22 protein-coding genes are annotated in these 23,299 nt (G+C 64.4%); 14 read left to right on the plus strand and 8 right to left on the minus strand.

From position 1 onward, the window contains the following. Positions 1-77 precede the first annotated feature (77 nt). Genes dacB through tilS form a run of 3 tightly spaced genes read left to right on the plus strand, consistent with a single transcriptional unit; the run spans position 78 to position 3,552 of the window. A complete protein-coding gene (gene dacB, locus AB0H22_RS14095; protein WP_358146980.1) occupies positions 78-1,532 on the plus strand; it encodes a D-alanyl-D-alanine carboxypeptidase/D-alanyl-D-alanine-endopeptidase in 1,455 nt (484 codons plus the stop codon). Continuing rightward, entirely contained in the window at positions 1,532-2,602 is a 1,071-nt protein-coding gene (locus tag AB0H22_RS14100; protein ID WP_180750742.1) for a zinc-dependent metalloprotease, read from the plus strand. Before dacB ends, AB0H22_RS14100 begins: the two co-directional genes overlap by 1 nt. A gap of 56 nt (positions 2,603-2,658) precedes the next feature. Beyond that, complete coding sequence (gene tilS / locus AB0H22_RS14105) at positions 2,659-3,552, plus strand: tRNA lysidine(34) synthetase TilS (protein WP_358147053.1); 894 nt, start codon at positions 2,659-2,661, stop codon at positions 3,550-3,552. A 55-nt stretch (positions 3,553-3,607) separates the two neighbouring features. Here the strand turns inward: tilS and AB0H22_RS14110 are convergent, their stop codons facing one another. After that, positions 3,608-5,104 (minus strand): NAD(P)/FAD-dependent oxidoreductase, encoded by a 1,497-nt coding sequence (locus AB0H22_RS14110; protein WP_180750743.1) that lies wholly within the window; start codon positions 5,102-5,104, stop codon positions 3,608-3,610. Between the two features lie 89 nt (positions 5,105-5,193). Between AB0H22_RS14110 and hpt the strand changes: the two genes are divergently transcribed. After that, positions 5,194-5,775 carry a hypoxanthine phosphoribosyltransferase gene (gene hpt, locus AB0H22_RS14115; RefSeq protein ID WP_358146983.1) on the plus strand — a complete coding sequence of 194 codons (582 nt, stop codon included), beginning with the start codon at positions 5,194-5,196 and terminating at the stop codon, positions 5,773-5,775. A gap of 27 nt (positions 5,776-5,802) precedes the next feature. Here hpt and AB0H22_RS14120 read toward each other — a convergent pair whose 3' ends face one another. The 6 genes from AB0H22_RS14120 to AB0H22_RS14145 form a co-directional block, all read right to left on the minus strand. Beyond that, the gene (locus tag AB0H22_RS14120) at positions 5,803-6,411 is read right to left on the minus strand and encodes an SIMPL domain-containing protein (RefSeq protein WP_180750745.1); all 609 of its coding nucleotides are present in this window, start codon (positions 6,409-6,411) and stop codon (positions 5,803-5,805) included. A gap of 3 nt (positions 6,412-6,414) precedes the next feature. After that, the gene (locus tag AB0H22_RS14125) at positions 6,415-7,164 is read right to left on the minus strand and encodes an SIMPL domain-containing protein (RefSeq protein WP_180750746.1); all 750 of its coding nucleotides are present in this window, start codon (positions 7,162-7,164) and stop codon (positions 6,415-6,417) included. 25 nt (positions 7,165-7,189) lie between these two features. Further along, a complete protein-coding gene (locus AB0H22_RS14130; RefSeq protein ID WP_180750865.1) occupies positions 7,190-8,251 on the minus strand; it encodes a zinc-binding dehydrogenase in 1,062 nt (353 codons plus the stop codon). Beyond that, positions 8,251-9,426, minus strand: coding sequence for an LLM class flavin-dependent oxidoreductase (locus AB0H22_RS14135; RefSeq protein WP_358146984.1), 1,176 nt, complete (start codon positions 9,424-9,426; stop codon positions 8,251-8,253). The genes AB0H22_RS14130 and AB0H22_RS14135 overlap by 1 nt, the downstream gene beginning before the upstream one ends. Then, the gene (locus AB0H22_RS14140; protein ID WP_180750748.1) at positions 9,423-10,388 is read right to left on the minus strand and encodes an alpha/beta hydrolase; all 966 of its coding nucleotides are present in this window, start codon (positions 10,386-10,388) and stop codon (positions 9,423-9,425) included. The genes AB0H22_RS14135 and AB0H22_RS14140 overlap by 4 nt, the downstream gene beginning before the upstream one ends. Before the next feature lie 217 nt (positions 10,389-10,605). Continuing rightward, entirely contained in the window at positions 10,606-11,433 is an 828-nt protein-coding gene (locus tag AB0H22_RS14145) for a Coq4 family protein (protein ID WP_180750749.1), read from the minus strand. 105 nt (positions 11,434-11,538) lie between these two features. Between AB0H22_RS14145 and AB0H22_RS14150 the strand changes: the two genes are divergently transcribed. Continuing rightward, entirely contained in the window at positions 11,539-12,201 is a 663-nt protein-coding gene (locus tag AB0H22_RS14150; protein WP_180750750.1) for a helix-turn-helix domain-containing protein, read from the plus strand. Here AB0H22_RS14150 and AB0H22_RS14155 read toward each other — a convergent pair. Continuing rightward, complete coding sequence (locus AB0H22_RS14155) at positions 12,198-13,766, minus strand: substrate-binding domain-containing protein (RefSeq protein ID WP_358147054.1); 1,569 nt, start codon at positions 13,764-13,766, stop codon at positions 12,198-12,200. The two genes, AB0H22_RS14150 and AB0H22_RS14155, sit on opposite strands and share 4 nt — an antisense overlap. A gap of 617 nt (positions 13,767-14,383) precedes the next feature. On the opposite strand from AB0H22_RS14155, the gene ftsH reads away from it, so the two are divergent. The 9 genes from ftsH to panC all read left to right on the plus strand — a co-directional run bounded on the left by ftsH (position 14,384) and on the right by panC (position 23,297). Then, positions 14,384-16,663: an ATP-dependent zinc metalloprotease FtsH gene (gene ftsH, locus AB0H22_RS14160; RefSeq protein WP_358146986.1), complete on the plus strand. Its 2,280-nt coding sequence runs from the start codon at positions 14,384-14,386 to the stop codon at positions 16,661-16,663. A gap of 1 nt (position 16,664) precedes the next feature. Beyond that, the gene (gene folE / locus AB0H22_RS14165) at positions 16,665-17,279 is read left to right on the plus strand and encodes a GTP cyclohydrolase I FolE (protein WP_180750753.1); all 615 of its coding nucleotides are present in this window, start codon (positions 16,665-16,667) and stop codon (positions 17,277-17,279) included. Between the two features lie 7 nt (positions 17,280-17,286). Then, positions 17,287-18,324, plus strand: a complete 1,038-nt coding sequence (gene folP, locus AB0H22_RS14170) for a dihydropteroate synthase (protein ID WP_358146987.1) — start codon at positions 17,287-17,289, stop codon at positions 18,322-18,324. Further along, the gene (gene folB / locus AB0H22_RS14175) at positions 18,321-18,707 is read left to right on the plus strand and encodes a dihydroneopterin aldolase (RefSeq protein ID WP_180750755.1); all 387 of its coding nucleotides are present in this window, start codon (positions 18,321-18,323) and stop codon (positions 18,705-18,707) included. The genes folP and folB overlap by 4 nt, the downstream gene beginning before the upstream one ends. Further along, positions 18,704-19,237, plus strand: a complete 534-nt coding sequence (folK, locus tag AB0H22_RS14180; RefSeq protein ID WP_358146989.1) for a 2-amino-4-hydroxy-6-hydroxymethyldihydropteridine diphosphokinase — start codon at positions 18,704-18,706, stop codon at positions 19,235-19,237. Before folB ends, folK begins: the two co-directional genes overlap by 4 nt. Continuing rightward, positions 19,237-19,704 carry a DUF3180 domain-containing protein gene (locus tag AB0H22_RS14185; protein WP_180750757.1) on the plus strand — a complete coding sequence of 156 codons (468 nt, stop codon included), beginning with the start codon at positions 19,237-19,239 and terminating at the stop codon, positions 19,702-19,704. The genes folK and AB0H22_RS14185 overlap by 1 nt, the downstream gene beginning before the upstream one ends. 70 nt (positions 19,705-19,774) lie before the next feature. Further along, the gene (locus AB0H22_RS14190) at positions 19,775-21,256 is read left to right on the plus strand and encodes a DUF6779 domain-containing protein (RefSeq protein WP_358146990.1); all 1,482 of its coding nucleotides are present in this window, start codon (positions 19,775-19,777) and stop codon (positions 21,254-21,256) included. A 155-nt stretch (positions 21,257-21,411) separates the two neighbouring features. Then, positions 21,412-22,368, plus strand: a complete 957-nt coding sequence (locus tag AB0H22_RS14195; protein WP_180750759.1) for a DUF2520 domain-containing protein — start codon at positions 21,412-21,414, stop codon at positions 22,366-22,368. Next, the gene (panC, locus tag AB0H22_RS14200; RefSeq protein WP_358146991.1) at positions 22,365-23,297 is read left to right on the plus strand and encodes a pantoate--beta-alanine ligase; all 933 of its coding nucleotides are present in this window, start codon (positions 22,365-22,367) and stop codon (positions 23,295-23,297) included. The genes AB0H22_RS14195 and panC overlap by 4 nt, the downstream gene beginning before the upstream one ends. Positions 23,298-23,299: the final 2 nt, after the last annotated feature.

A 23,299-nucleotide genomic window follows, 5' to 3' on the forward strand; every position in this document is an offset into this window, starting at 1 on the left:
GCTCTTCGCGCACGCGGCTCATCGCCGATACGCCTGTGCCAGTAGGCGGGCACCAGGATAGCGATACCCTGCACAGCATGGTCACGCCCAGGGCTTCTGATGAGGCCCCCACAAGTGGGAGGGACCCCCAGCGTGCGCGAAGGGGCGCGGCCTGGGATCCGCGTCGTTGGCGCCGCTCTACCCACATCCTGCTTGCCATCGCGGTCGTGCTGGCGGTTGCCGCGTTGGTTCTCCTGGCGTCGCTGACCACGGGGGCCTCATCTTCTCGGCAATCGCAGTTGGCCGAATCGCAGCCGGCGCTGGTCACCCCCAAACCCGTCGTGGTGCCGGTTTCCGACAGTGCTCCCATTCCGACGGCGGAGGGACTGGTGCAGGCCCTGGATAAGGCACTGGCTGATCCGGCCCTGGCCATGTTCACCGGCCGGGTCACCGACGCCTTGACCGGCCGGGAACTGTGGCAGCAGGGTTCCACGGTGCCGATGGTGCCGGCGTCCACGAACAAGGTATTGACCGCGGCGGCGTCACTGCTCACCCTTGATCGGGATGCCAAGCTCACTACCTCGGTGGTTGCCGATACCGCGGGACAGCGGGGACTGGTGACTCTGGTCGGCGGCGGAGATCCGATCCTCAGTGCGGCGCCGCCGGGTACTGACACCTGGTACCGGGACGCCGCGCGCATCAGCGATCTGGCCGACCAGGTGCGTAAGTCGGGGGTCACCGTCACGTCGATCACGGTGGATATCAGTCGGTTCGGTGGCCCCGCGATGGCGCAGGGGTGGGATCCGGCCGATATCGACGGCGGCGATGTGGCGCCCATCCAGGCCGTGATGGTCGATGCCGGACGTACGCAGCCGACCGACTACGACTCTCGTCGTTCCACCACACCGGCACTTGATGCGGGCCGTGCGCTTGCAACGGCGCTTGGCGTGGACCCCGACCTGGTGCGGTTGGATGCGGCCCCGCCGGCGGCGAAAACCATTGCGTCGGTTCAGTCGGCGCCGCTTATGGAGCGGCTACGCGAGATGATGAACGCATCCGACAACGTCATGGCGGAGACCATCGGCCGCGAGGTGGCGCTGGCGTCCCGCCGTCCACAATCCTTCACCGGCACCGTCGATGCGGTCACGACCCAACTACGTAGCGCGGGAATCGATCTCACTGGTTTGACGCTTCGCGATTCGAGCGGGCTCTCGGCGGAGGATCGGGTGACCGCGCGCACCCTCGACGATGTCATCAATGCGGCGGCCGGCCCCGACCACCCCAAGCTTCGGCCGTTGTTGGATGTGCTGCCTATCGCCGGTGGCAGCGGCACGCTCTCGGAAAGATTTGTTATCCAGAACCAAGATGCGGCCGGGTGGCTACGTGCCAAGACCGGCTCGCTTACCGGGGTGCACACGTTGGCCGGTGTGGTCACCGATGAGAGCGGCCGGGTGTTGACCTTCGCGTTGATGCAGAACCAAGCCACTGCCCCGACGGCACGCAATGCGGTGGATAGCACCGCGGCGGTGCTGCGATCATGCGGATGTAGCTGATGGCCGAGTCGGGCCAGGTCGCGCAGGGCGGAGTTGAAACCGGGCGTCCTGAGTTGACGGTTGGCCGCATGGTCAACTGGGAGTTCGCCGCCACCGTGGGCGCCAAGTTGGCGCGACCCGCACCACCCACCACCGAGTACACCCGCGAGCAGGCCATCGCCGAGTTGTCGGACGCGGCACGGCGCGCGGAGACTCCGGTGCGTGAGCTCACCGGTCTGGCGGACGGGTTGGCGGTGCCCGAAGCGCGGATTATTGACCGGCCTCGGTGGATTGCGGCCGCTGCGGAGTCAATGCGCCTAATGGCCGGCGGTGAAGGCGGAGACACAGGGTTTTTGTCGGGACGTATCGCCGGCGCGCAGACCGGTGCAGTGCTGGCATTCGTTTCGTCGGGCATTCTCGGGCAGTACGACCCGTTCACCACCGATGGGGCAGGTGCGTTACTGCTGGTCTACCCGAATATCATCGCAGTGGAACGTCAACTTCGAGTGCTGCCAAGCGATTTCCGCATGTGGGTATGCCTGCACGAGGTGACGCACCGTGTGCAGTTCTCGGCTAACCCGTGGCTTGCCGGCTATATGTCGGGCACCTTGGCGACATTGGCAAACGAGCAAGAGGAAGATGTGGCCGGCATGCTTGGCAGGCTGGCCGGGTTTGTACGTTCTCCAAAGAGTCAGGGCGAGAACGGGATCGTCGATCTGTTGCGCGCCATGCAATCCGAACGTGGCAGGGACGCCCTCGATCGTCTGCTGGTTTTGGGAACACTGCTCGAAGGGCATGCCGACCACGTCATGGACGCGGTAGGCCCGGCGGTCGTCCCTTCGGTGTCATCCATCAGGTCCCGTTTCGAGGCGCGGCGTTCGCGGAAACAGCCACCGCTGCAGCGGATCATCCGTGCGCTCATCGGCATGGATGCCAAGATGCGCCAGTACACCCGCGGCAAGAGATTCGTCGACCATGTGGTGGGGAAGGTGGGCATGGAGCGCTTCAACACCGTCTGGCGAGATTCCGAGACTTTGCCCAGGCCCGCCGAGATCGAGAACCCGGACCAATGGATAACCCGAGTTCTTTAGCGCTCCGCAGAGCGGTTAAAGCATTTGGAGCCCAGCATCTTCCGGGTGTGACGGAGGTGGCTGTCGCGCTTTCGGGTGGCGCGGATTCGTTGGCACTCGCGGCCGCGGCCGTTGCGCAGGGCTGGGTGGTGACCGCGCTCATCGTCGACCATGGGCTGCAGCAGGAGTCGGCTGAGGTGGCAGCCCAAGCGCGGAACCGGGCGCTGGCTCTGGGATGTTTTGAGGCGTCGGTACTTTCGGTGACCGTCGATGGTGCGGGCGGGCTCGAAGCGGCCGCCCGCACCGCCCGGTATACGGCACTCGATCAGGCACGGGGTGTGCTACCGGTACTTCTTGCCCATACTCTCGATGATCAAGCCGAAACAGTGCTGCTGGGACTCGGACGAGGATCCGGTGGGCGTTCGATCGCCGGGATGCGTCCCTGGGACGATCCATGGGGCCGTCCCCTTCTCGACATTCGGCGAACCGAGACGCGCGCCGCGTGTGATGAATTGGGGCTCACCCCATGGGAAGACCCACACAACGTGGACGCGCGGTTCGTCAGGGTGCGCCTGCGGCACGAGGTGCTGCCGCTGTTGGAGCAGGTGCTTGGTGGCGGTGTCGCTGAGGCGCTCTCCCGGACCGCGGCATCGCTACAAGAAGACGGGGATGTACTCGACGCACAGGCGCGGGCTGCGTTCCCCGGCTCGGAGTCTCTGGCGATTTCAGCCCTCCTGAGCCTGGCGCCCGCTGTGCGTCGACGGGTAATCAGACTCTGGCTGCTGACCGGTGGTGCGCAGGACCTGAATGACATCCAGATTCGCGCGGTCGACGCCCTCGTGGTGCAGTGGCGCGGCCAAGGTGGAGTCGCGGTGGGTGCCGACCTGCCCTACCAGCGACTGGTGGCATCCAGGTTAGGCGACGAACTGGTTCTATCCGTCCACCCCGTTCTTCCGCGAGCAGACGCATAGTGCACGCGTCACCTGACGTTTCTGTGCAATAGGTGTCTGCTCGCGAAATCGGAAGCTAGGTGATCGCGAAGTCCTCGCGTATCGGTGACGCGAGCGTACGGCGGTACTCAACGGGCGGCCATGGCCACAGCTCCGGCACTCCGTCGGCGCCGAGGTACCAGCTATCGCATCCGGTGGACCACACGGTGTTGGGCATCGCCCGGCGTACCTCGGCGTTGAAGGTCTCGGCCGCCTTTGCCGTCGGCGCCACCGATTGAACTCGGCCGGAACGGATCTCGTCGATCCAGTGCATCGCGAACTTCACCTGGGTTTCGGCGATCGAGATGAGTGAGTTGTTCCCGATCGGGCTGTTCGGCCCGATCAAGAGGAAGAAGTTCGGAAATCCGGCAAGCCCGACGGCACGGTAGGCGCGCGGTCCGTCACTCCACACATCGCTCAGCTTGAGCCCGTCGCGCCCGATCATCTCCATGGGGCGCAAGTACGAGTGCGCGTCAAAACCAGTGGCACACACTAGGATATCGAGTTCGTGCAGAACTCCGTCCGTGGTGATCACACCCTGCGGAACGATCCGGTCGATACCGTCGGTGAGCACCGAGACATTCGGCCGCTGGACCGCCTTGAAGAACGGCACCGACATCACCAATCGACGGCACAGCGGCTCGTAATCGGGATGTAGCTTCGCGCGCAGTTCTGGGTCGCGGATGAGCAGTCGATGTGAGGCCCGCACAAATCCCTGAATTAGCCGCCGCCGCGCTCCCGGATTCACCACTGATCCGCCCACGCCGCGTTCAAAGTAGAAGCGCCACATCCGATACGAGAGTCTGTTCAGGATGCGAACGCGCGACCAGATGGACTTCGACATGGTCGAGTACGTGAAGTTGGGTACGGGTGCGACCCACTGCGCCGAGCGCTGGAAGACCGAAAGGCTCTGCACGTCGTCGGCGAGCGCGCTGATGATCTGGACCCCCGAGGATCCCGTTCCGATCAGGCCGACCCGTTTTCCGGCGTAGGACACCGAGTGGTCCCAGCGTGCCGAGTGGAAACACGGCCCGGTAAAGCTCTGCAATCCTTCGATATCCGGCAGGCGCGGCAGATGCAGCACCCCGGTGGCACTCACCACGACGTCGGCGGTATCGCGGCCGCCGTCGGAAAGTTCCAGCTCCCAGTGGGGATGGCCGGGCCCATCCACCCATTCGGCGCGGGTGACGGCGGCGCCGAAACGAATGTTCCTGCGCACATCCTGTTCGTCGGCGAACCTGACGAAATACTGATGGATCTCCGACCCGGGCGAGAATCCTTTACTCCAACCGGGGTTCGGGGCGAAGGAGTACGAGTAGTAGCGCGAGGGCACATCGCACTGCAGGCCCGGGTACGTGTTGTCCCGCCAGGTCCCGCCGACCTCGTCGGCCTTCTCGTACACGGTGAAGTTGGTGATACCCCGGTGCCGGAGCGTGGAGGCCATGCACAGCCCGGACATGCCCGCCCCGATTACGACCACGCGGATATCGCGGGACTCTGTCTTTTCGCCTACCCCGTAAGCGTCATTGCTCACGTTTCCATATTGGCCTATTTCGTAAACAAAGTCACTAGCCAACTCCTCCGGCTTGGATAGGCAACGTCCTCCATGGCACGCTGTCGGTCGTGAGCTGCGAACAGCAACAGGCATGCGGCGAGCAATACAGCGGTGATGTGAAATCGGTGCTCCTCACCGAGGAGCAGATTCGTGCGCGGACCCAGGAGCTCGGCGCCGCGATTGGCGAGAAGTACCGCGATATCGAGGGTGACCTACTGCTGGTGACCGTGCTCAAGGGTGCCGTCATGTTCGTCTCGGATTTGGCCAGGGCTATCTCGATCCCCACCCAGATGGAGTTCATGGCCGTCAGTTCCTATGGCTCGGCAACATCGTCCTCCGGGGTGGTGCGCATTCTCAAGGACCTGGACCGGGACATCCAGGATTTGGACGTGCTGATCGTCGAGGACATCATCGACTCCGGCCTCACCCTGAGCTGGCTCATGCGCAACCTGGCCTCACGCGGCCCGCGTTCGCTCAACGTGTGCTCGCTGCTGCGGAAGCCCGAGGCCAAGAAGGTCGACGTCGACGTTGCCCTCGTCGGATTCGAGATCCCTAACGAGTTTGTGGTCGGTTACGGGCTGGATTACGGCGAGCGTTACCGCGACCTGCCCTTCATCGGCACCCTGCACCCGCGCGTCTACATGGACTAACTGCGTCTGACGCCCTTCCGTGGGTGCTCATTGCAGCTCCCACACCACGGTGATTTCGGCGGTGACGGTCTGCTGACCCGCCTCCACCGGGGGGCCGCCGCCCGCCCGCAGAGCCATGAATTCAGGTCTGGGATGCGACGCCGAGTGTCCGCCGGTCTCATCGATGCGCAGCACCTTCCCAAGGGAGCCGCCGGAGAGAGTGGCGTACTGCTGGGCCCGCGCCCTAGCATCGGCGAATGCGCGCATCCGTGCCTGTGTGGAGAGATCGGTGCTGTCCTGCAGGTCGAAGCTCACCCCGGATAGCTGCGCGGCCTCGCCTCCGGCGGTGACGGCCTTGTCCAGCACATCGGACACCTTGGAGAGGTCACGGACGGTGATCCGCACCGAATTGTCCGCGGCGTAACCGGTTATCCGGTTGCCGTCGAACTGCGGGTGCACCGACATCCAGGCGGTTCGGACATCCTCTGCGGCCACCCCTGAATCGAGCACCGCATCGATCACCGCGCGGGCCTTGGCCTTTACATCGGCCATCACCCCCGAGATGCGGCGCGATCGCACCGACACCCCGACGGTGGCCATGAACACGTCGGGACTACCGCTGGCCTCGCCCCGGCCGACAACCGTGATGTCGCCCATGGTCTAGTTCAGCTCCCAGATGACGCTTACTTCAAACGTCACGGTCTGCTGGCCCGGTTCCAGTGGAGGGGCGAATGAGGCGTCCGCCTGCATGGGTGCCCGCTTGCCCATCATCGGTGCCGGGGGCGGCACCGACCCGTGTGATTCATCGATCCGCAGCACCTTGCCCAGCTTGGATCCCGACAGGCCGGCGTACTGCTCGGCGCGGGCCTTGGCATCGTTGAAGGCACGCTCCCGCGCACCCTTCACCAGGTCGGCATCGTTATCAAGATCGAAGGTGACGCCGGACAGCCGCGCGGAGTCACCACCGGCCTGCACCGCCTTGTCCAGTACCTCCGAGGCCTTCTTGAGGTCGCGGACGCTTATGCGCACCGAATTGGTGGCGTTGTAGCCGGTGATACGTGGTGCACCGCCTTGCGGATAGGTCTGTTCGGGTTGGATGGACAGCTCGTTGGTCTGTACGTCCTCGCGGGCCACTCCGGCCCCTACGACGGCGTCGATGACGGCCTGGGCCTTCTCACTGGCCTGCGACAGCGCGCCGGACACGTCCTTGGCGGTCACCGATACGCCCACGTCGGCGCGCAGCACATCGGGTGCACCCTTGACCTCGCCCTTGCCGATGACGGTGACATTCCGGGTGGACTCTGGGCTTGCGTCGGAGTCGTCGCCGCAGCCTGCGAGCAGCACGGCCATTGCCGCCGTTACCGCGACCGCGGTCGCTCGAGTTAGTGCTTTCCGTCTCAGTACCTGCATGTCACTTCCTGTCCTCCCCGACCTTTTAGGGCACCACCAGAATCTTGCAGTGGCGCTCCGGATCGCCGAGATCGGCAAATGCCGATCCGACATCTTCCAGACCTACCTCACCGGTGACGAGTGGCGCAACATCGATCTCGCCGTGAGCGATTCGCCGCAGCGTCTCGGAGAACTCCGAGGGGTCGTAGGCGAGTACGAATTGGATTGCAACTTCCTTCGCGATCCCGAAGTAGGGGGTGATGGCATCGGCCTCCATGCAGACGCCCACGACCACCACCCGGGAGCTATGCGGTGCGTCGCGCAACACGTCGTTGAGGATGCCCGGCACCCCGACGGCTTCGAAGATCACCGGTGCGCCCTGGAGCCGCGATGTCGGCGACATCCAGCCCTTGCTAACCCGGGACCAGGCCTCGAAGGTGGGTTCGGCGGCGGGGTCGACGACCTCGTGTGCCCCCATGAGCCGTGCCAGATCGCGTCGGGCAGGGGAGAAGTCGGCGGCGACGATCGGCTCGATACCGAGGTTGTTGAGGGCGGCTATCACCGCCGCTCCGATGGGGCCGCATCCGATGACGATCGCTCCGGTACCCGGCTGGATACCCGATTTGTTGACGGCGTGCAGACCGACCGCCATCGGTTCGGTCAAGGCCGCGTGCCTGGGATCGAGCCCGTTGGGGATGGGCAGCAGCAGGGGTGCACTCAGCAGCATCTGCTCGGAGTAGCCGCCAAGAGTGCTGTTGCTGTACACGATCGGCTCGATACCCTTGGCGGATAGCAGGATCGGAATCGAGGTCACCGCGGTGCCGGGGGCGGGAGCCACCGTCCCCGGTCCGGCTTCGATCACCTCTGCGGCGAACTCGTGCCCCATGAACACGTCGGTCGCCAGGTCGACGCCGTCCGTCAGGCTGGGCACGCCCGACATCTGTTTGGACAGTTCGAGGGCCAGTGCGCCGTGTCTGGCGAAATGCAGGTCGGATCCGCAGATTCCGCACGCGGAGACCTTCACGAGCACCTGGCCTTCACCCGGTACCGGTTCGGGGACATCGTCGCGATAGACCATTGCGCCGTTGCGCAGTACCGATGCTCGCATCATGACCTTTCCGCCATGTGTTGGCCGATGGCTTTCGCGACTGCCTCGCTGGCCCGCCCCAGCAGCTTCTCGCGCTTGGCCTGCGCCCAGTCGTGCGAGACCTTGGCCGCGGTCAGCTGGCCGGTGAAATGTGGAATTACCTTGCGGGCAAACAGTTCATAGGACTTGAACGTCGCCTCCGGGCATGCCCAATCGTGGCCGAGCATCAGGAAGGTGCCGAAGCCGCCCGATTTGTCGAGCAGATCCTGGATGTACTCGATCGCGTCATCGGGCGTCCCGATGCAACAGTTCCCTTGTTCTACATAGGACTTGACGAATTCCCGCGGATCGAGTGGTGCGCCGTCGACCTCGTTCGCGAGGGGGAGCACACCGACAGCGCCGAAATAATGGGCGTAATCGGGCAACCCGTAGGTGCAGTCCTCGATCGCCTGCTCGCGCGTCTCGGCGAGATGCATGATGCCGAGCACCCGCCAGCTGGACCGATCGGGCTCGGGATGCCCATGGCCTGCGGCCTGCTCACGCACCACCTCCCAGGCATTCTCGAGCGCCGCGAACCCGCCCGGGATCGACGCCGACAGAGATAGCAGGCCAGCGCCCAGTTTTCCGGCAAGACGGGGACCCGAGGGCGAAAACATGGCGGCAGTAAGGATTTCCGGATGGGGATAGGTATAGGGACGCAGCTGAAGTTGCGCGTCGCGCAGTGTGAACCACGAGGTTTCGCGGTTGATGCGTTCATCCGGGGACGCGCGCAACAATGCCAGGATCGCTTCGAGCGACTCCTCCTGCATCTGTCGCTGATCCACCGGATCGATACCCATCATGTAGGCGTCGGTGGGCAATGCCCCCGGCCCGGTGCCGAAGATAACCCGGCCCCTGGTGATGTGATCGAGCAGTATCCAGCGGTCCACCACCATGAGCGGGTGGTGGTACGGCAGCGATACCACCCCGGTGCCCAGCCTGATGTGCTTGGTGCGCTCGGCGGCGGTGGCGATGAAAACCTCGGGACAGGAGATCAATTCGTATCCGCCGGAGTGGTGTTCACCGAACCAGGCTTCGTGGTAACCGAGCCGGTCCAGCGCTACCACCCGGTCCAGGTCGTATTCCAATGCGGTGGTGGGATTCTGGCCCACAGGGTGAAACGGTGTGATGAAGGCGCCAAAACGAAGGGGGGTCATTGCGCCACCTGCCGCAGGAACTCCAGCAGTGCGGCATTGACTTCCTGCGGCCGCTCCTGCTGAATCCAGTGCCCCGCGCCCTCGATCATGATGTCGCCCCGGTTATCGATGCGGTGTTTCAGGCTCCCGGCGTGGTCGGTGAAGCCGAGTACGGGATCGGCGGTACCCGCGATGAATAACGACGGCACAACGACATCCGCGCCCACCAGATGCTGGGTGAGTGCCCAGTTGCGATCGAAATTCCGGTACCAGTTCAGCCCGCCGGTAAAGCCTGTGCTGGCGAATTCTGCTGTGTAGTGGTCTAATTCAGCTTCGCTGAGCCATCCGGGAAGCTGCTCTGGTGCTGTCATGCGCTCGATGAATCCGGCCGGGCCGGGGGCAATCATCGTGGCGCCGTCGATATGGGCCATGCCCGCCAACATGCATCGCATCGTCGCTGCCGGATCACGATTCAGCTCGGCGTCGGCGACGCCGGGTTCCTGGAAGTACAGGATGTAGAAGAAGTTGTCGCCGAACAGCTTTTTCCATGCCTGGGTGGGCGCGACCTGGCTGCGTCGGGTGAAGGGGACCGACAGACCCGCGACACCCTCGACGCGTTCGGGGACCGCGAGCGCGGTATGCCAGGTGACGACGGCACCCCAATCGTGTCCGACGAGCGTCGCCTTGCTGGCACCCACATCATCGAGGATTCCGAGCAGATCATCGGATAGCGCCTCGATGTTGTAGTCATCGATGTGCTCGGGCGCACTCGACCCGCCGTAACCCCGCTGATCGGGAGCGATGACGTGATATCCGGCGGCGGCGAGCGTTGGAATCTGGTGACGCCAGGAGTATGCCAGCTCGGGGAAGCCATGGGCCAGAACGACTACCGGCTGCCCGGGTTCACCTGCCTCAAGAGTGCGCAGGCGCACCCCGTTCGTTGCGATGTCACGTTCCCGGATGTCGACGGCGGTGTCGGTCATGGGTGCATCTCACCTTCTGGGGTGGCCAACAGCGTTGTTGCTTCTGGGCCACTAAACCACAACGCGCAATCGCCGACCAGGGACCAGGATCGTCGGTCACACTGGATCGATGGAGTTCACCGTCGCGCGGCCAGGTGGTGAGGGTCTGCTGGACACAGGGACACCGTCGGTTCCGTCGCCGGCCTTCGCGGTCGAATTGTGTTGAGTCGATGAATGTTCAGGCAGCCACGGGCCCGGCGGCCAGAATCTGCTCGTAGTTCCACGGAGTCGGCGGTGTGATGCTCGGTGGTGTCCACTCGGTGGTCCATCTGCCTTGTGGATGAGCCACCTCGACCGAGCTCACGCCGAGTATCTCCTGGACTTCGCGGTACGGCTTGTCGAGTAGCGCTTCCCAGGGGGCTGCCATCAGCAGGTCGGCGCGACGGCCGCGTTCCACCGCTTGGCGGTAGTAGCGAAGCTTGAATGACACCGATCCGCCGGGCAGGGTGAGTGCTCCGAACATCCCTAGCTTCTCCAGCGGGCCAGCGGGTTCCATTTGTCCGCAATGGAATCCGATGTTGGCCATCTCGCCTGCGATATCGGGACCGTAGCCGCCGATGGTGTGAAACAGGTCGTGCAGGGCTGTGCCCCGAATGATCATGTAGTAAAAGTCGTCGTCCCAGTTGTTCTTCTCGGCGATCGGTCTGATGATGTCGGCCTCACCGAACACTCCTGCGTCGAGCTTGTTGGTATGCAAAAACGACAGGTAGGCGTGCCCGAGACTGCCGAACGGTAGCGAGGCGAGGTATTTCTCGTCGCCAAGCACCGCAAGTAGATCGGGCTTCTTCTGGAACAACGCGCGGCCGTTCGGGTGCGACCGTACCTGGTAGTACGCACGCGCGAGGACCGGGGCTTCCATCCCGAGAAATGCCTCGTAGATATCGCCGTGGTACTTCGAGCTGAACAGCATGCGCCAGGCTTTGAGCCAGGGCGTCCACGTCACTTGATCCGGTACGGATCCACTCGGATTTGAGTATTCATCGAGGTCTGCGGGGTTGTTGGGCATATAGACTCGGGCCTTTCCGGTTGATGCCGGGTCGAGATCGTCGCAGTCTTGATAATAGGCATCTAGCGAGAAGTGTCAATATATGGTGTCAGGAGGCTGCGGTCGATGGCTCGCACGAGTGCAGGCGAGAGCAAGGCTCCCCGGGGCCGCGGTAGGCCTCCAGGTGGCGGAAACACCGCACAGCAGGCGCAAGCTCAGCTTCTTGATGCCGCAGAGCGGCTGTTCATCGAGCGTGGGTACGGCGCATCCACGATGGACGCCATCGCGCGGGACGCGGGATATAGCCGGGCTGTCATCTACCGACACTTCCGAAATCGTGACGAACTCATGGATGCGCTTGTGGTGCGAGCGACCATGAATGAGATCGCCAAGATGATCGGCCGGCTCATCGTCTTGAATGACCTCGCCGAGATCATCCCCGAGTCAATGGTGATCGTTTCGGTAGAAGTTGGCGCCAACCCTCTGCTGCGGGTGCTCGCGGACCGCGACGATCGCGGCACTGTCGCATCGCTGATTGTCAACGCCCCGAACCTCATTGACCTGTTGACGTCGATGTATGCGGGGGTTTTCAGCACTCGCATGTCGGAGGTGCGTCAGGGCGTGCGACCCGAGGACGCGGCGCGCTATGTGCTGTCCGTCGCGCTGTCGTTGTTACTTGGATTGATCCCGGGTACCGATAACCCCGAGCAGGTTCGGCGCTATGTCAGGGTTTTCGTGCTGCCAACCCTGCTCGCGAACCCGCCTGAGCCCGAGGCCGTCTTCGTTTAGCGTGCGGCGGTCCGAGCCCTGATGAGGTCGGTAACGATATTGGGGATCTCGTCGGCGCTGCGTGCCACTCGGCTGGCACCACCGGGGGTGGCTTCCGAAATCTGTTTGAGGACATCGGCATCCGCGTCCTCGGTGATACCGAGCGTGATGAGCACGACGGGCCGTGCCGGGTCCTGTTCCTTCTTCAATGTGGCGAGCAGCCGATCCAGCGAGATACCGTTCGGATCCTCATTCGTGCCGTCGGTGATGATCACGACGCTGTTGATGGCGTGGGGGTTGTACGTGGACTGGACCTTCCGGAATGCCGCGAGAGTGGTGTCATACAAACCGGTTCCACCACCCACGAGGGAATCCAGACCCCGGCCGTCATCGAGGAGGAGCTGGCGTTGGGGCCTGTCGCCCACCTTCTCGCTGAGAGGTCGGATGGGCTGCAGCTCTCGCCAGTCCTGGCCCGGCCCACCCTTGTCGATCGAGAACACCCACAACCCGATCTGCGCGTTCTCGGGGAATAGCGGAAGTCCGTTGTCGATCGCCTGGCTCAACAGCGCGACACGCGTCACCGGCCCTGCGGGCGCCCGCATCGAGCCTGACACGTCGAGTACGGCAAGCATCCGGGAAGGTAAGGCCAGCACCGCATATCGGCGCATTGCCGTGTCGAATGCCGTCAGGTCGTTGACGGTGAGCGTCTCCACCGCGCCCACGCCCTTGCCGTCTAGCGGCGTGAAGTCGGGCCCCCGGAATCCGGCGCCCGCCAAGGCATTTGAACCGTTGCTGCCGGAGAGACGCTCTGCGAGGGCCTCCCCGGAGTGCTTGGCCTTGGCGTGTTGATCGTTAGCGGATTCGGTGACCGCAATTGGATAGTTCAGGGTTGGGGTGCCGGTCGCGGGTACGACGGCGACGAGTTTCGCGTCCGGGTGTTTGGCGTTGTAGTCGACCAGCTGTTGCTCGGTCGACACCGCCAGGCCGCCGGCCTTGGCGACCTCTCCCAGACGTTCCTCGGCGCTGCTCTGTCTGGTGTTGGTCAGCTGCGCCTGCGCGATGGGAACGAGCGCCGCGGTGATCGCGTTGGGATCGCTCTTTCCCTGTTCGGCCTCGGCGAGGGCGCCCAGCACGGGACCGGCCGCGACGGTGTCATCGAGCGGATTGCCGACCCGGAGGCCGGGCTGTTTCAGCACGCTCAGCCACGAATCAAACGTCGGGGCCTCTCCTTGCTTGGCCGCCACCACGACAGGGGTTCTGGCCACTGATTGGCTTGCCGAATCCAGTGGGGACCCGGTGGTCCGCAGCTGCTTCACGAGCCAGATCGACGAATCGGGGAGCCACAATGCCGGCGCACCGCTGGGCTTGCCGATCGTCGCGGCCGTCGCTGCTGAGGCCTTCGCGTCCACGATGAGTTTTGCGCAGCCGAGTTCCTTCGCGCTCGCGTCGTCAACCACTGTCGATATGACGGGTGCGATGGCAGGGTCAGCGGTGACGGTGAAGGTATTGATATCGCCGCACCGGTCGGACAGCGTCTTATAGGCGAATACCCCGAGCCCGCTCAGCAGGATGGCGATCACCGCCAGCGCAATCCACTTCGGCAGACTCGATCTACCCGAGCGTTGTCTCTTGCGATTGCGTTCACTGTGGCGACCAGACATGACTGGACCTCTTCGTTCTGGGCCGCACGCAGACCTGGTGCCCGCGTTCGTGAGGCTCGGGCGATAGTACCGTGAACAAGATCACGACTTGCATGCCTGACCAGGCAATTGACGGTCATCGAGGGGATTATGCGATCGCTGGTGGGGTTGGTGCTGTGTGGGTTGTTAGCTGGGTGTTCCCTAGCTTTCGGTCCTTCGAATTGAACCGAGAGAGACGTCGAGACGATTCTGCGGAATTCGAGGTTCACGGCGCGCTTCCAGAAGGTGAGGGATCCGTCGGCGATGGCATTCATCGCCGGACCGCCGATGCCCGGTGCAATAACGTCGCGATCACCCAGGACATTCAGGTCACCCGACGAGGTCTACCTGCATATTGTTCTTTTCAACACCTAGCGCCGGCGACACCCGCGGTTTCGCCGAGCGCGCAATGCGGGCTGGGCAAGTGAAAACGCAGGTGAGGTAGCCTGAGGGTTCATCGTGTACCTCTATAACTTCCCCCATGACTACGGAAGGAACGGGCCGCTGACAGCGGCCGACGCTGTATGAACCGGACAAACGTGTTTCGCACCCTGGGCGTCATCGTTGTGGTGCTGCTGTTGGGGTGGTCGTTCTTCTACTTCGGCGACGACACCCGCGGTTACAAGCCCGTGGACACCACGGTCGCGATCAAGCAGATCGACACCGACAACGTCAAGAGCGCCCGCATCGACGACCGCGAGCAGCAGCTGCGGCTGGACCTCAAGTCTGCGAACGGCGATACCGAAGGTAAAGACAAGGTCATCACTAAGTACCCCACCGGGTACGGAGTGCCGCTGCTGGAGAAGCTGAACGGCAAGGGTGCGACCGTCAACACCACGGTGAACCAGGGCAGCATCCTGGGCTCGCTACTGCTGTACCTGTTGCCTGTCCTCCTGCTGGTGGTGCTGTTCTTCGCGTTCAGCCGCATGCAGTCCGGTGGCCGGGGCATGGGCTTCGGCTTCGGTAAATCGCGCGCCAAGCAGCTCACCAAGGACATGCCCAAGACCACCTTCGCGGATGTTGCAGGTGTGGACGAGGCCGTCGAAGAGCTCTACGAAATCAAGGATTTCCTGCAGAACCCGTCCCGGTATCAGGCGCTCGGCGCGAAGATCCCGCGCGGTGTGCTGCTCTATGGACCGCCCGGTACGGGTAAGACCTTGCTGGCCCGCGCGGTCGCCGGTGAGGCCGGAGTGCCGTTCTTTACCATCTCCGGTTCGGATTTCGTGGAAATGTTTGTGGGCGTGGGCGCTTCGCGGGTGCGTGATTTGTTCGAGCAGGCCAAACAGAACAGCCCCTGCATCATCTTCGTCGACGAGATCGACGCCGTTGGACGTCAGCGTGGTGCCGGTCTGGGCGGCGGGCACGACGAGCGCGAGCAGACCCTCAACCAGCTGCTGGTGGAGATGGACGGCTTCGGCGAGCGACAGGGCGTCATTCTCATCGCGGCCACCAACCGCCCCGACATCCTGGACCCGGCGCTGCTGCGTCCGGGCCGCTTCGATCGGCAAATACCGGTGTCCAGCCCGGATCTAGCTGGCCGAAAGGCCGTGCTCAGGGTTCATTCGGCTGGGAAACCCTTCGGTCCCGACGTCGACTTCGACGGACTGGCCAAGCGCACCGTGGGCATGTCCGGAGCCGACCTCGCCAATGTCATCAACGAGTCGGCGCTGCTGACCGCGCGCGAGAACGGCACCGTGATTACCGCTGCTGCACTTGAGGAATCGGTCGACCGGGCGGTCGGAGGACCGCGCCGGAAGGGCCGCATCATCAGCGAGCACGAGAAGAAGATCACCGCCTATCACGAGGCCGGGCACACCCTGGCGGCGTGGGCGATGCCCGATATCGAACGCGTCTACAAGGTCACTATCCTGGCCCGCGGCCGCACCGGCGGGCATGCCATCGCAGTTCCGGAGGAAGACAAGGGATTACGCACGCGCTCGGAGATGATCGCGCAGCTGGTCTTCGCGATGGGTGGCCGCGCCGCCGAGGAGCTGGTGTTCCGCGAGCCCACCACCGGGGCGTCATCCGATATCGAGCAGGCCACCAAGATCGCGCGGGCCATGGTCACCGAGTACGGCATGAGCGCAAAGCTCGGCGCCGTGCGGTACGGCACCGAACACGGGGACCCCTTCCTGGGCCGCACCATGGGAACTCAGGCCGATTACTCGCATGAGGTAGCCCGCGATATCGATGACGAGGTCCGCAATCTCATCGAGGCGGCGCACACCGAGGCATGGGCCATCCTCACCGAGCACCGCGATGTGCTGGACACGTTGGCCGGTGAACTGCTGGAGAAGGAAACCGTGGTCCGCAAGGAGCTCGAGGAGATCTTCAAGGATGTCCCGCGCCGCCCGCGCCTGACCATGTTCGACGACTTCGGCGGCCGCATCCCCTCCGATAAGCCCCCCATCAAGACCCCGGGTGAGCTCGCTATCGAACGCGGTGAACCCTGGCCGCCGCCGGTTCCCGAGCCGGCGTTCAAGAAGGCCATCGCCGAGCAAGCGGGCGCAGCCACACCCGCCAACGGGATGCAGCCGGTGCCCACCGGTTGGAATGGCCCCGTACCCAACGGGCCTGTACCCAATGGTCAAGGTGGGCAACAGGTTCCCCCCGGCACCAACTATGGTGCGCCCGCCGGCTGGTATGCGCCTGGTTGGCCGCCGCAGGGACAGGCCACGCACCCGCAACCGGGGTATCCACCGCACCCGGCTACCCCGCAACCGGGCCAGCAGCCGTATCCGGTGCCGACTCCGCATCAGCAGCCAGGTCCGGCTCCGGACGAGGGCAGCGAGAGCAAGAGCTGACATGAACTCGTCCGAGACGACCGAGCACAACGGTCAGCCGACCAGTCACGTCTTCGACCAGGCCCGCGCCGAGGCGGCAGTGCGTGAACTGCTGTTGGCGGTCGGTGAAGACCCGGACCGGAATGGGCTTGTGGACACCCCGGCCCGGGTGGCGCGCGCCTATAAGGAGATATTCGCCGGGCTGTACAGCGATCCGGACACGGTGCTGAACACCACCTTCGACGAACAGCACGATGAGCTGGTGCTGGTGAAATCGATACCGATGTATTCGACATGTGAACATCACCTGGTGTCCTTCCATGGTGTTGCGCACGTCGGATACATCCCCGGTCAGACTGGCCGCGTCACGGGACTGTCGAAAATCGCTCGTCTGGTTGACCTTTACGCAAAACGGCCGCAGGTGCAGGAGCGGTTGACGGCGCAGATCGCCGACGCATTGGTCCGCAAGCTGGAGCCGCGCGGAGTGATCGTGGTGGTGGAGGCCGAACATCTGTGCATGGCAATGCGCGGCGTACGCAAACCCGGAGCGACAACCACCACCTCTGCCGTGCGCGGCCAGTTCAAGACCGACGCTGCCTCACGGGCCGAGGTTCTCGACCTGATGATGAGGACATGACCGGGACGTGACGGATACCCCCGCGCTAACCCACATCCTGGGAGTCGTCAACGTCACCGACGACTCCTTCTCTGACGGTGGCAAATTCGTCAGGCAGTCGGACGCGGTGGCGCACGGCCTGGCGCTTGCCTCCGCCGGTGCTGACATCATCGATGTCGGGGGCCAGTCGACCCGGCCGGGCGCGACACCCATCAGGCAGAAAATCGAACTGCAACGGGTTATCCCGGTGATCAAAGAGCTTGCCAGCCACGGGATCAACATCAGCGTGGACACCATGCGTGCGGAGGTCGCCGCTGCCGCGGTGGAGGCCGGCGCCAACATGGTCAACGATGTCTCGGGCGGTCGCGCCGATCCGGCGATGGCCCCGTTAATGGCGGACCTGGGTCTCCCCTGGATCCTGATGCACTGGCGTTCAAAGGATTTCATCCACACGCCCACCACTCGGAACTATCGTGATGTGGTCGCCGACGTGTCGCGCGAGCTCATGGAGTCGGTGGAAGTCGCGCTCAAGGCCGGTGTCTCGCACGAGCGGCTCATTCTCGATCCCGGCCTCGGTTTCGCCAAGACCGCGCACCACAATTGGCTCTTGCTCCAAGCGATCCCGGATCTCCAGGAGCTCGGATTCCCGATTCTCATCGGTGCTTCCCGGAAACGATTCCTAGGCTCCCTGCTCACCGATCTCAAAGGGGTGGAGCGACCGGCCGACGGGCGCGAAATCGCTACCGCCGTCATCACCGCACTCGGTGCGCTGCACGAGGTGTGGGGTGTGCGCGTGCACGATGTCACGGCATCCATGGATGCGCTGAAAGTGGTGCGCGCCTGGGAGACCGGCGGGGTCGAGACCATGGAAGAGGACGGGGAAGAGGGTCGGGGAGGCCCGCAGGACCAGCCGGCCGAGCAAGAAGCTGCACCTGCCGTCGAGGCCTCACCAGACGAGGTGACCACCGAGGTGACCGTCCGGACTGTGCGGACCCAACCCAAGACCGCGTCCGGTAAGTGGCGTCGTGAGGTTGCACAGCGCGGCACCAAAGGTGTCAACAAATGACCGACCGCATCGAGCTCCGTGGCCTGAAAGTCTTTGGATACCATGGAGTTTTCGAACATGAGCGTCGTGATGGCCAGGAATTCTCGGTGGACATCACCGTGTGGCTGGATCTTGATACCGCCGCGGCGACGGATCAGCTGACCGACACCTTCGACTATGGAGAACTTGCTCAGCGTGCCGCCGCGATCGTGTCGGGTCCGCCGCGCAATCTCATCGAATCGGTCGCGGGTGCCATTGCCGATGACGTGATGACCGACGCCAGGGTTCATGCCGTAGAAGCGGTCGTTCATAAACCCAACGCACCAATTCCGTTGACCTTCAGCGATGTGGCGGTGGTGGCCCGCCGTTCCCGGCGATCGCGTTCCGGGGGATCGTCCCAGTGACACGCGCGGTGCTGTCCATCGGATCCAATCTCGGGGACAGGCTCGCGCATCTGCAATCGGTCGTCGACGCGCTGGGCGCGGATGTGGTGGGGGTATCGCCTGTCTACCAGACCGCCCCGTGGGGACCGGTTCCACAGGCAGACTTCCTCAATGCCGTCGTCGTCGCCGAGGGGCGTGAGCCCCGGGAGTGGTTGGCAGTGGCGCATCGCCTGGAGCAGTCTGCCGAACGGATGCGTGCGGAGCGCTGGGGGCCAAGGACTCTCGATGTCGATGTGATCAGCTGCAGGCAGGGCGTCGACCTTGAATTCTCTGTCGAGATCCTTTCCGATGATGCAGATCTCACACTGCCGCATCCCCGTGCGTATCAGCGCGCCTTTGTACTGGTGCCGTGGCTCGCGATCGAACCGGACGCGGTGCTGACCGTCGACGGACAAGTTCGCCCGGTGGCCGACTTGCTGGCCAGACTCGAACCGGTCGAACGCGATGGTGTGCGACGGACGGATGACGCGCTGACCGGTCCGGTGGCGTAGTGGGGCCCACCCGAATCCGTGATCTGTTGATCGCGGGCGCCGTCACGGTGGTCCTCGGCTACTTCTTTGTCTTGGCGGCCTACGGATCCTTGCCGCCGATTCCCTTACTCGCCGGTGTCTCGCTACTTGCACTGGCGATCGTCGAGGGTGGGTGGGCGTTCTACATCCGCAACAAGGTCAACGACGGCGAGATAGGGGCGGGCGTCGGGCGTTTGCCGGCGCTCGCGGTGGCGCGTTCGGTGGTGGTCGCGAAGGCCTCGGCGTGGCTCGGCACGCTCATGGCCGGATGGTGGATGGCGATGCTCATCTACGTCCTGCCGCGGCGCGCACAGTTGGCGGCCGCTGTGGCGGACACCTTTGGCGTGGTGATCGCGACCGGATGCGCGTTGGCGCTCGTGGTCGCGGGGCTATGGCTTCAGCATTGCTGTAAGTCGCCGCCCGACCCACCCGCGACCGCCGCCCGATAGCACCTACGCATGTCGAATCGCCGAATCGAGGTCGGCCAGCACACTGCGCTGTCCGGGTACAGTCACCTCCATGACGATTCCCACCCGCGCGGCGAAGCCACGGCGTGGCAGCCGCCGCCCCGGGTGGGCGTTGCTGACCGCGTTGCTGGTGCTGGCGATAGGGTCCGGGATAGCGCTGGTTTTCACGGATAAGGCCATCTATCTACGTGTCGGTTTGTTGCTGGCGCTGTGGGCCGCGGTCATAGCGTCATTCGCCGCGCTGACCTACCGGAGGCAAAGCGATGCCGATCAGGCGAAGGTGCACGATCAGAAACTCGTCTACGACTTGCAGCTGGAACGGGAGATTTCGGCGCGACGGGAGTACGAGCTGACCGTCGAGAGTAGATTGCGTCAGCAGCTGGCAGGGGAGATCGAGGCGCAGGCCGCTGACGAGATCGCGACGCTGCGCGCCGAACTCGGTGCGCTGCGCACCAACCTGGAGATTCTCTTCAACACCGACCTGAGTGACCGGCCCGCGATCGAGCACGATCCGATTCGTGCACTGGGGCCCTGGCCCGGCGCGGAACCGAAGCCCGGACCGGGCACAAGCGCATCGGCGGCGGCTGCCGCGTTCACGCATTCCGTCCGCGAGCCGGAGCCGCAGCGCACACCCGAGTACCAAGATGTGACTGCCGTCGAGGAGGACACACGTACCTCGGAGTATCCGATCATCGATGTCGTCGAAGACCCTCATCACGTGGATGGGGACGAGGCCCCCCCGACGCCGCCGTATCCGGCGCCTCCGTACTACGGAGCCGCGCAACCTCACGAGCCTGAGCCGTATCAGCAACCGGTTTCGTCCGGAACTCATTGGCGTCCACAACCCGAACCGCAGGTGGCGCAGCCCCCGATATCGGAGCGCGAGCCCGTGGACCCGGCCGCCGTGGAATCCGCACAACCAGCGTATTGGGCTGCCAGGCAAGAGGATTGGGATGCCGCGGCCGACGGTGAAGACTGGGATCCGGTGCCGCAGCCGATGGCGCCGCCGGAGCAGCCGGCCGCCCAACCCGCATGGAACGCGCCTCCTCCCGATTGGACACCTCCACCTCCGAGCACCTGGGCCCCGGCACCCGCCGAGGGCCAATGGCTTCCTCCCGGAACCAGCGGAAGCAATTGGGCCTCCAACGAATCTGCGCCACCGGCACCCACAGGCCCCTACCCGGCTGAACCAGCCCCAGGACGCCACTCCGGAATACCGTCTCGGCATCAGGCACCGGCCGCGGCCGAAACCGGTGGCGGTGGGCACTGGGCACCCGAACCGTCCTACCCGCCCCCGCCCCCGCCCCCGCCGCCATCAGCGCCGGAACAGCCGAGCCATCCGGAGAGCTCGGGTGGCCACCGCGCCCCGGAACCCGAGGAATCGCGCGGTCGACGGCGGGCTCCTGAGCCAGAGGAATCTGAGGAAACTCAGGGTCGGCGTCGGGTCGAGGAAACGGGCGGCTTCTCGGTCGCCGATCTGCTCGGGCGTCTTCAGGGCGACTCCGGCGGTGGCCGCCGTCGGCGCGAGGACTGACTTCAGCCGATTTCGTCACTGTGCGTGAAAGTGAGCAATCTAACGGCCCAGGCCCCTGCCGATAGCGCAGCGGCCGGATTATTCTGCTGAATGACCGTCCGGTACCTGCAGGGCAGGACTGGAACGTTTCTATTCTGCGAGGTGTCTCGTTCAGCATGTCTGAGGCTTTCAATGTGGACGGCCAAGCCGATGGGGCACTAGACGGCCTGCGGCCTGCCCGTCTTGCCGTCGGCATTATTTCCGCCGGCCGAGTTGGCACCGCGATGGGCGTCGCCCTGGAGACAGTGGGTCACGTCGTCGTCGCCTGCAGCGCGGTGTCCGACGCGTCGCGACGGCGTGCCGAGAAACGTTTGCCGGAAAGTCAGGTACTGCCCGCCCAAGAGGTGGCCCCACGTGCAGAGCTCTTGATACTCGCGGTACCGGATCACGAGCTGGCGGACCTGGTCTCGGGTCTTGCCGCCACCGGTTCGGTGCGGCCCGGCACCATCGTTGTACACACCTCCGGCGCCAACGGCATCGCAGTCCTGGGGCCGCTGACCGCTCTCGGATGCATTCCGCTGGCAATCCATCCGGCCATGACATTCGTCGGCGGAGACGAGGACGTTGAACGACTTCCCAACTGCTGCTTTGGAATTACTGCGGCCGATGAGACGGGTTACGCCATCGGTACGGCGCTGGTGCTGGAAATCGGTGGCGAACCGGTGCGGGTACGCGAGGATGCCCGCACCCTGTATCACGCAGCTCTGGCGCACGGAAGCAACCATGTGGTGACGCTGGTTCTGGATGCGATCGAGGCGCTGCGTTCGGCGCTCTGGGGACAGGAATTGTTGGGGCAGGAGACAATTGGCGAAGCACCGGGCGGACTGCCGGAGCGGGTGCTGGCGCCGCTGGTGCGCGCCGCCGTCACCAACGCGCTGGATCGTGGGCAGGCAGCGCTGACAGGTCCGGTGGCGCGGGGAGACGGCGCCGCCGTCGGCCGCCATCTCGACGCGCTCGCCGAGGCGGATCCTGCACTCGCGGAGGCATATCGTGCCGACGCCCGCCGTACCGCGCAGCGCGCGCATGCCCCTCAATCGGTTTTTGCGGCTTTGGAAAAGGATTCACGGAGATGACGAGTTTGTATGGGCCTAAGGGCCCGAAGGGCTACCGGCGTGGAGAGCTCACGGTTCACCAGGATCCCGACACGATGTACGACGTGTCGAAAGCATTGCGGCACACCGGCCGGCGAATCATGCTGGTCCCGACTATGGGCGCCTTGCATGAGGGCCACTTGACGCTTGTTCAGCACGCCCGGAAGGTGCCGGGTGCGGTGGTCGTGGTGTCGATTTTCGTCAATCCCTTGCAGTTTGGACCGGGCGAGGACCTTGACGCCTATCCGCGCACACTGGACTCGGATGTCGAGAAGTTGCGTGACGAGGGTGTGGAGCTGGTGTTCGCACCGACTGTGGAAACGATGTTCCCCAACGGTCAGCGCACCACCATTCAACCCGGACCGCTCGGTATGGATCTTGAGGGTGCCTCACGTCCAACGCATTTCGCCGGAATGCTGACGGTGGTGCATAAGCTGCTGCAGATCGTGGCGCCCGATCAGGCGTACTTCGGGGAGAAGGATTACCAGCAGCTGGTGCTCATCCGGCAGATGGTCGCCGATCTGAACCTCAAGACCCGCGTCGTTCCGGTGCCGATTGTCCGCGAGGCGGATGGGTTGGCGATGTCTTCGCGGAATGTCTACCTGAGCGACGAGCATCGCGAACAGGCCGGAGCATTATCTGCTGCCTTGCTCGCCGGAATCTATTCGGCCTCAGCGGGTTCGGAAGCGGCCCTGGACGCCGCCCGCGGGGTGCTCGATGAGGTACCGGCAATACAGGTGGATTACCTGGAGGTGCGGGGCGCCGATCTCGGCCCCGCCCCCGCTCATGGACCCGGCCGCATGTTGGTGGCGGCCAAGCTGGGGAGCACCCGGCTGCTGGACAACGTTCCCGTCGAAATCGGCCCGTCCCAGCCGGCCGACCCTGATCACGAACTACCCTGGCGAAATTGACT

It is taken from the genome of Mycobacterium sp. NPDC050853, from assembly GCF_040653875.1.
Taxonomy (GTDB): Bacteria; Actinomycetota; Actinomycetes; order Mycobacteriales; family Mycobacteriaceae; genus Mycobacterium.

What these genes read in the sequence shown, in the direction of transcription:
- dacB (WP_358146980.1), top strand. Translation starts at nt 78, where the DNA reads ATGGTCACGCCCAGGGCTTCTGATGAGGCCCCCACAAGTGGGAGGGAC.
- AB0H22_RS14100 (WP_180750742.1), top strand. Translation starts at nt 1,532, where the DNA reads ATGGCCGAGTCGGGCCAGGTCGCGCAGGGCGGAGTTGAAACCGGGCGT.
- AB0H22_RS14120 (WP_180750745.1), bottom strand. Translation starts at nt 6,411, where the DNA reads ATGGGCGACATCACGGTTGTCGGCCGGGGCGAGGCCAGCGGTAGTCCC.
- AB0H22_RS14125 (WP_180750746.1), bottom strand. Translation starts at nt 7,164, where the DNA reads ATGCAGGTACTGAGACGGAAAGCACTAACTCGAGCGACCGCGGTCGCG.
- AB0H22_RS14130 (WP_180750865.1), bottom strand. Translation starts at nt 8,251, where the DNA reads ATGCGAGCATCGGTACTGCGCAACGGCGCAATGGTCTATCGCGACGAT.
- AB0H22_RS14135 (WP_358146984.1), bottom strand. Translation starts at nt 9,426, where the DNA reads ATGACCCCCCTTCGTTTTGGCGCCTTCATCACACCGTTTCACCCTGTG.
- AB0H22_RS14140 (WP_180750748.1), bottom strand. Translation starts at nt 10,388, where the DNA reads ATGACCGACACCGCCGTCGACATCCGGGAACGTGACATCGCAACGAAC.
- AB0H22_RS14145 (WP_180750749.1), bottom strand. Translation starts at nt 11,433, where the DNA reads ATGCCCAACAACCCCGCAGACCTCGATGAATACTCAAATCCGAGTGGA.
- AB0H22_RS14150 (WP_180750750.1), top strand. Translation starts at nt 11,539, where the DNA reads ATGGCTCGCACGAGTGCAGGCGAGAGCAAGGCTCCCCGGGGCCGCGGT.
- ftsH (WP_358146986.1), top strand. Translation starts at nt 14,384, where the DNA reads ATGAACCGGACAAACGTGTTTCGCACCCTGGGCGTCATCGTTGTGGTG.
- folE (WP_180750753.1), top strand. Translation starts at nt 16,665, where the DNA reads ATGAACTCGTCCGAGACGACCGAGCACAACGGTCAGCCGACCAGTCAC.
- folB (WP_180750755.1), top strand. Translation starts at nt 18,321, where the DNA reads ATGACCGACCGCATCGAGCTCCGTGGCCTGAAAGTCTTTGGATACCAT.
- AB0H22_RS14190 (WP_358146990.1), top strand. Translation starts at nt 19,775, where the DNA reads ATGACGATTCCCACCCGCGCGGCGAAGCCACGGCGTGGCAGCCGCCGC.
- AB0H22_RS14195 (WP_180750759.1), top strand. Translation starts at nt 21,412, where the DNA reads ATGTCTGAGGCTTTCAATGTGGACGGCCAAGCCGATGGGGCACTAGAC.
- panC (WP_358146991.1), top strand. Translation starts at nt 22,365, where the DNA reads ATGACGAGTTTGTATGGGCCTAAGGGCCCGAAGGGCTACCGGCGTGGA.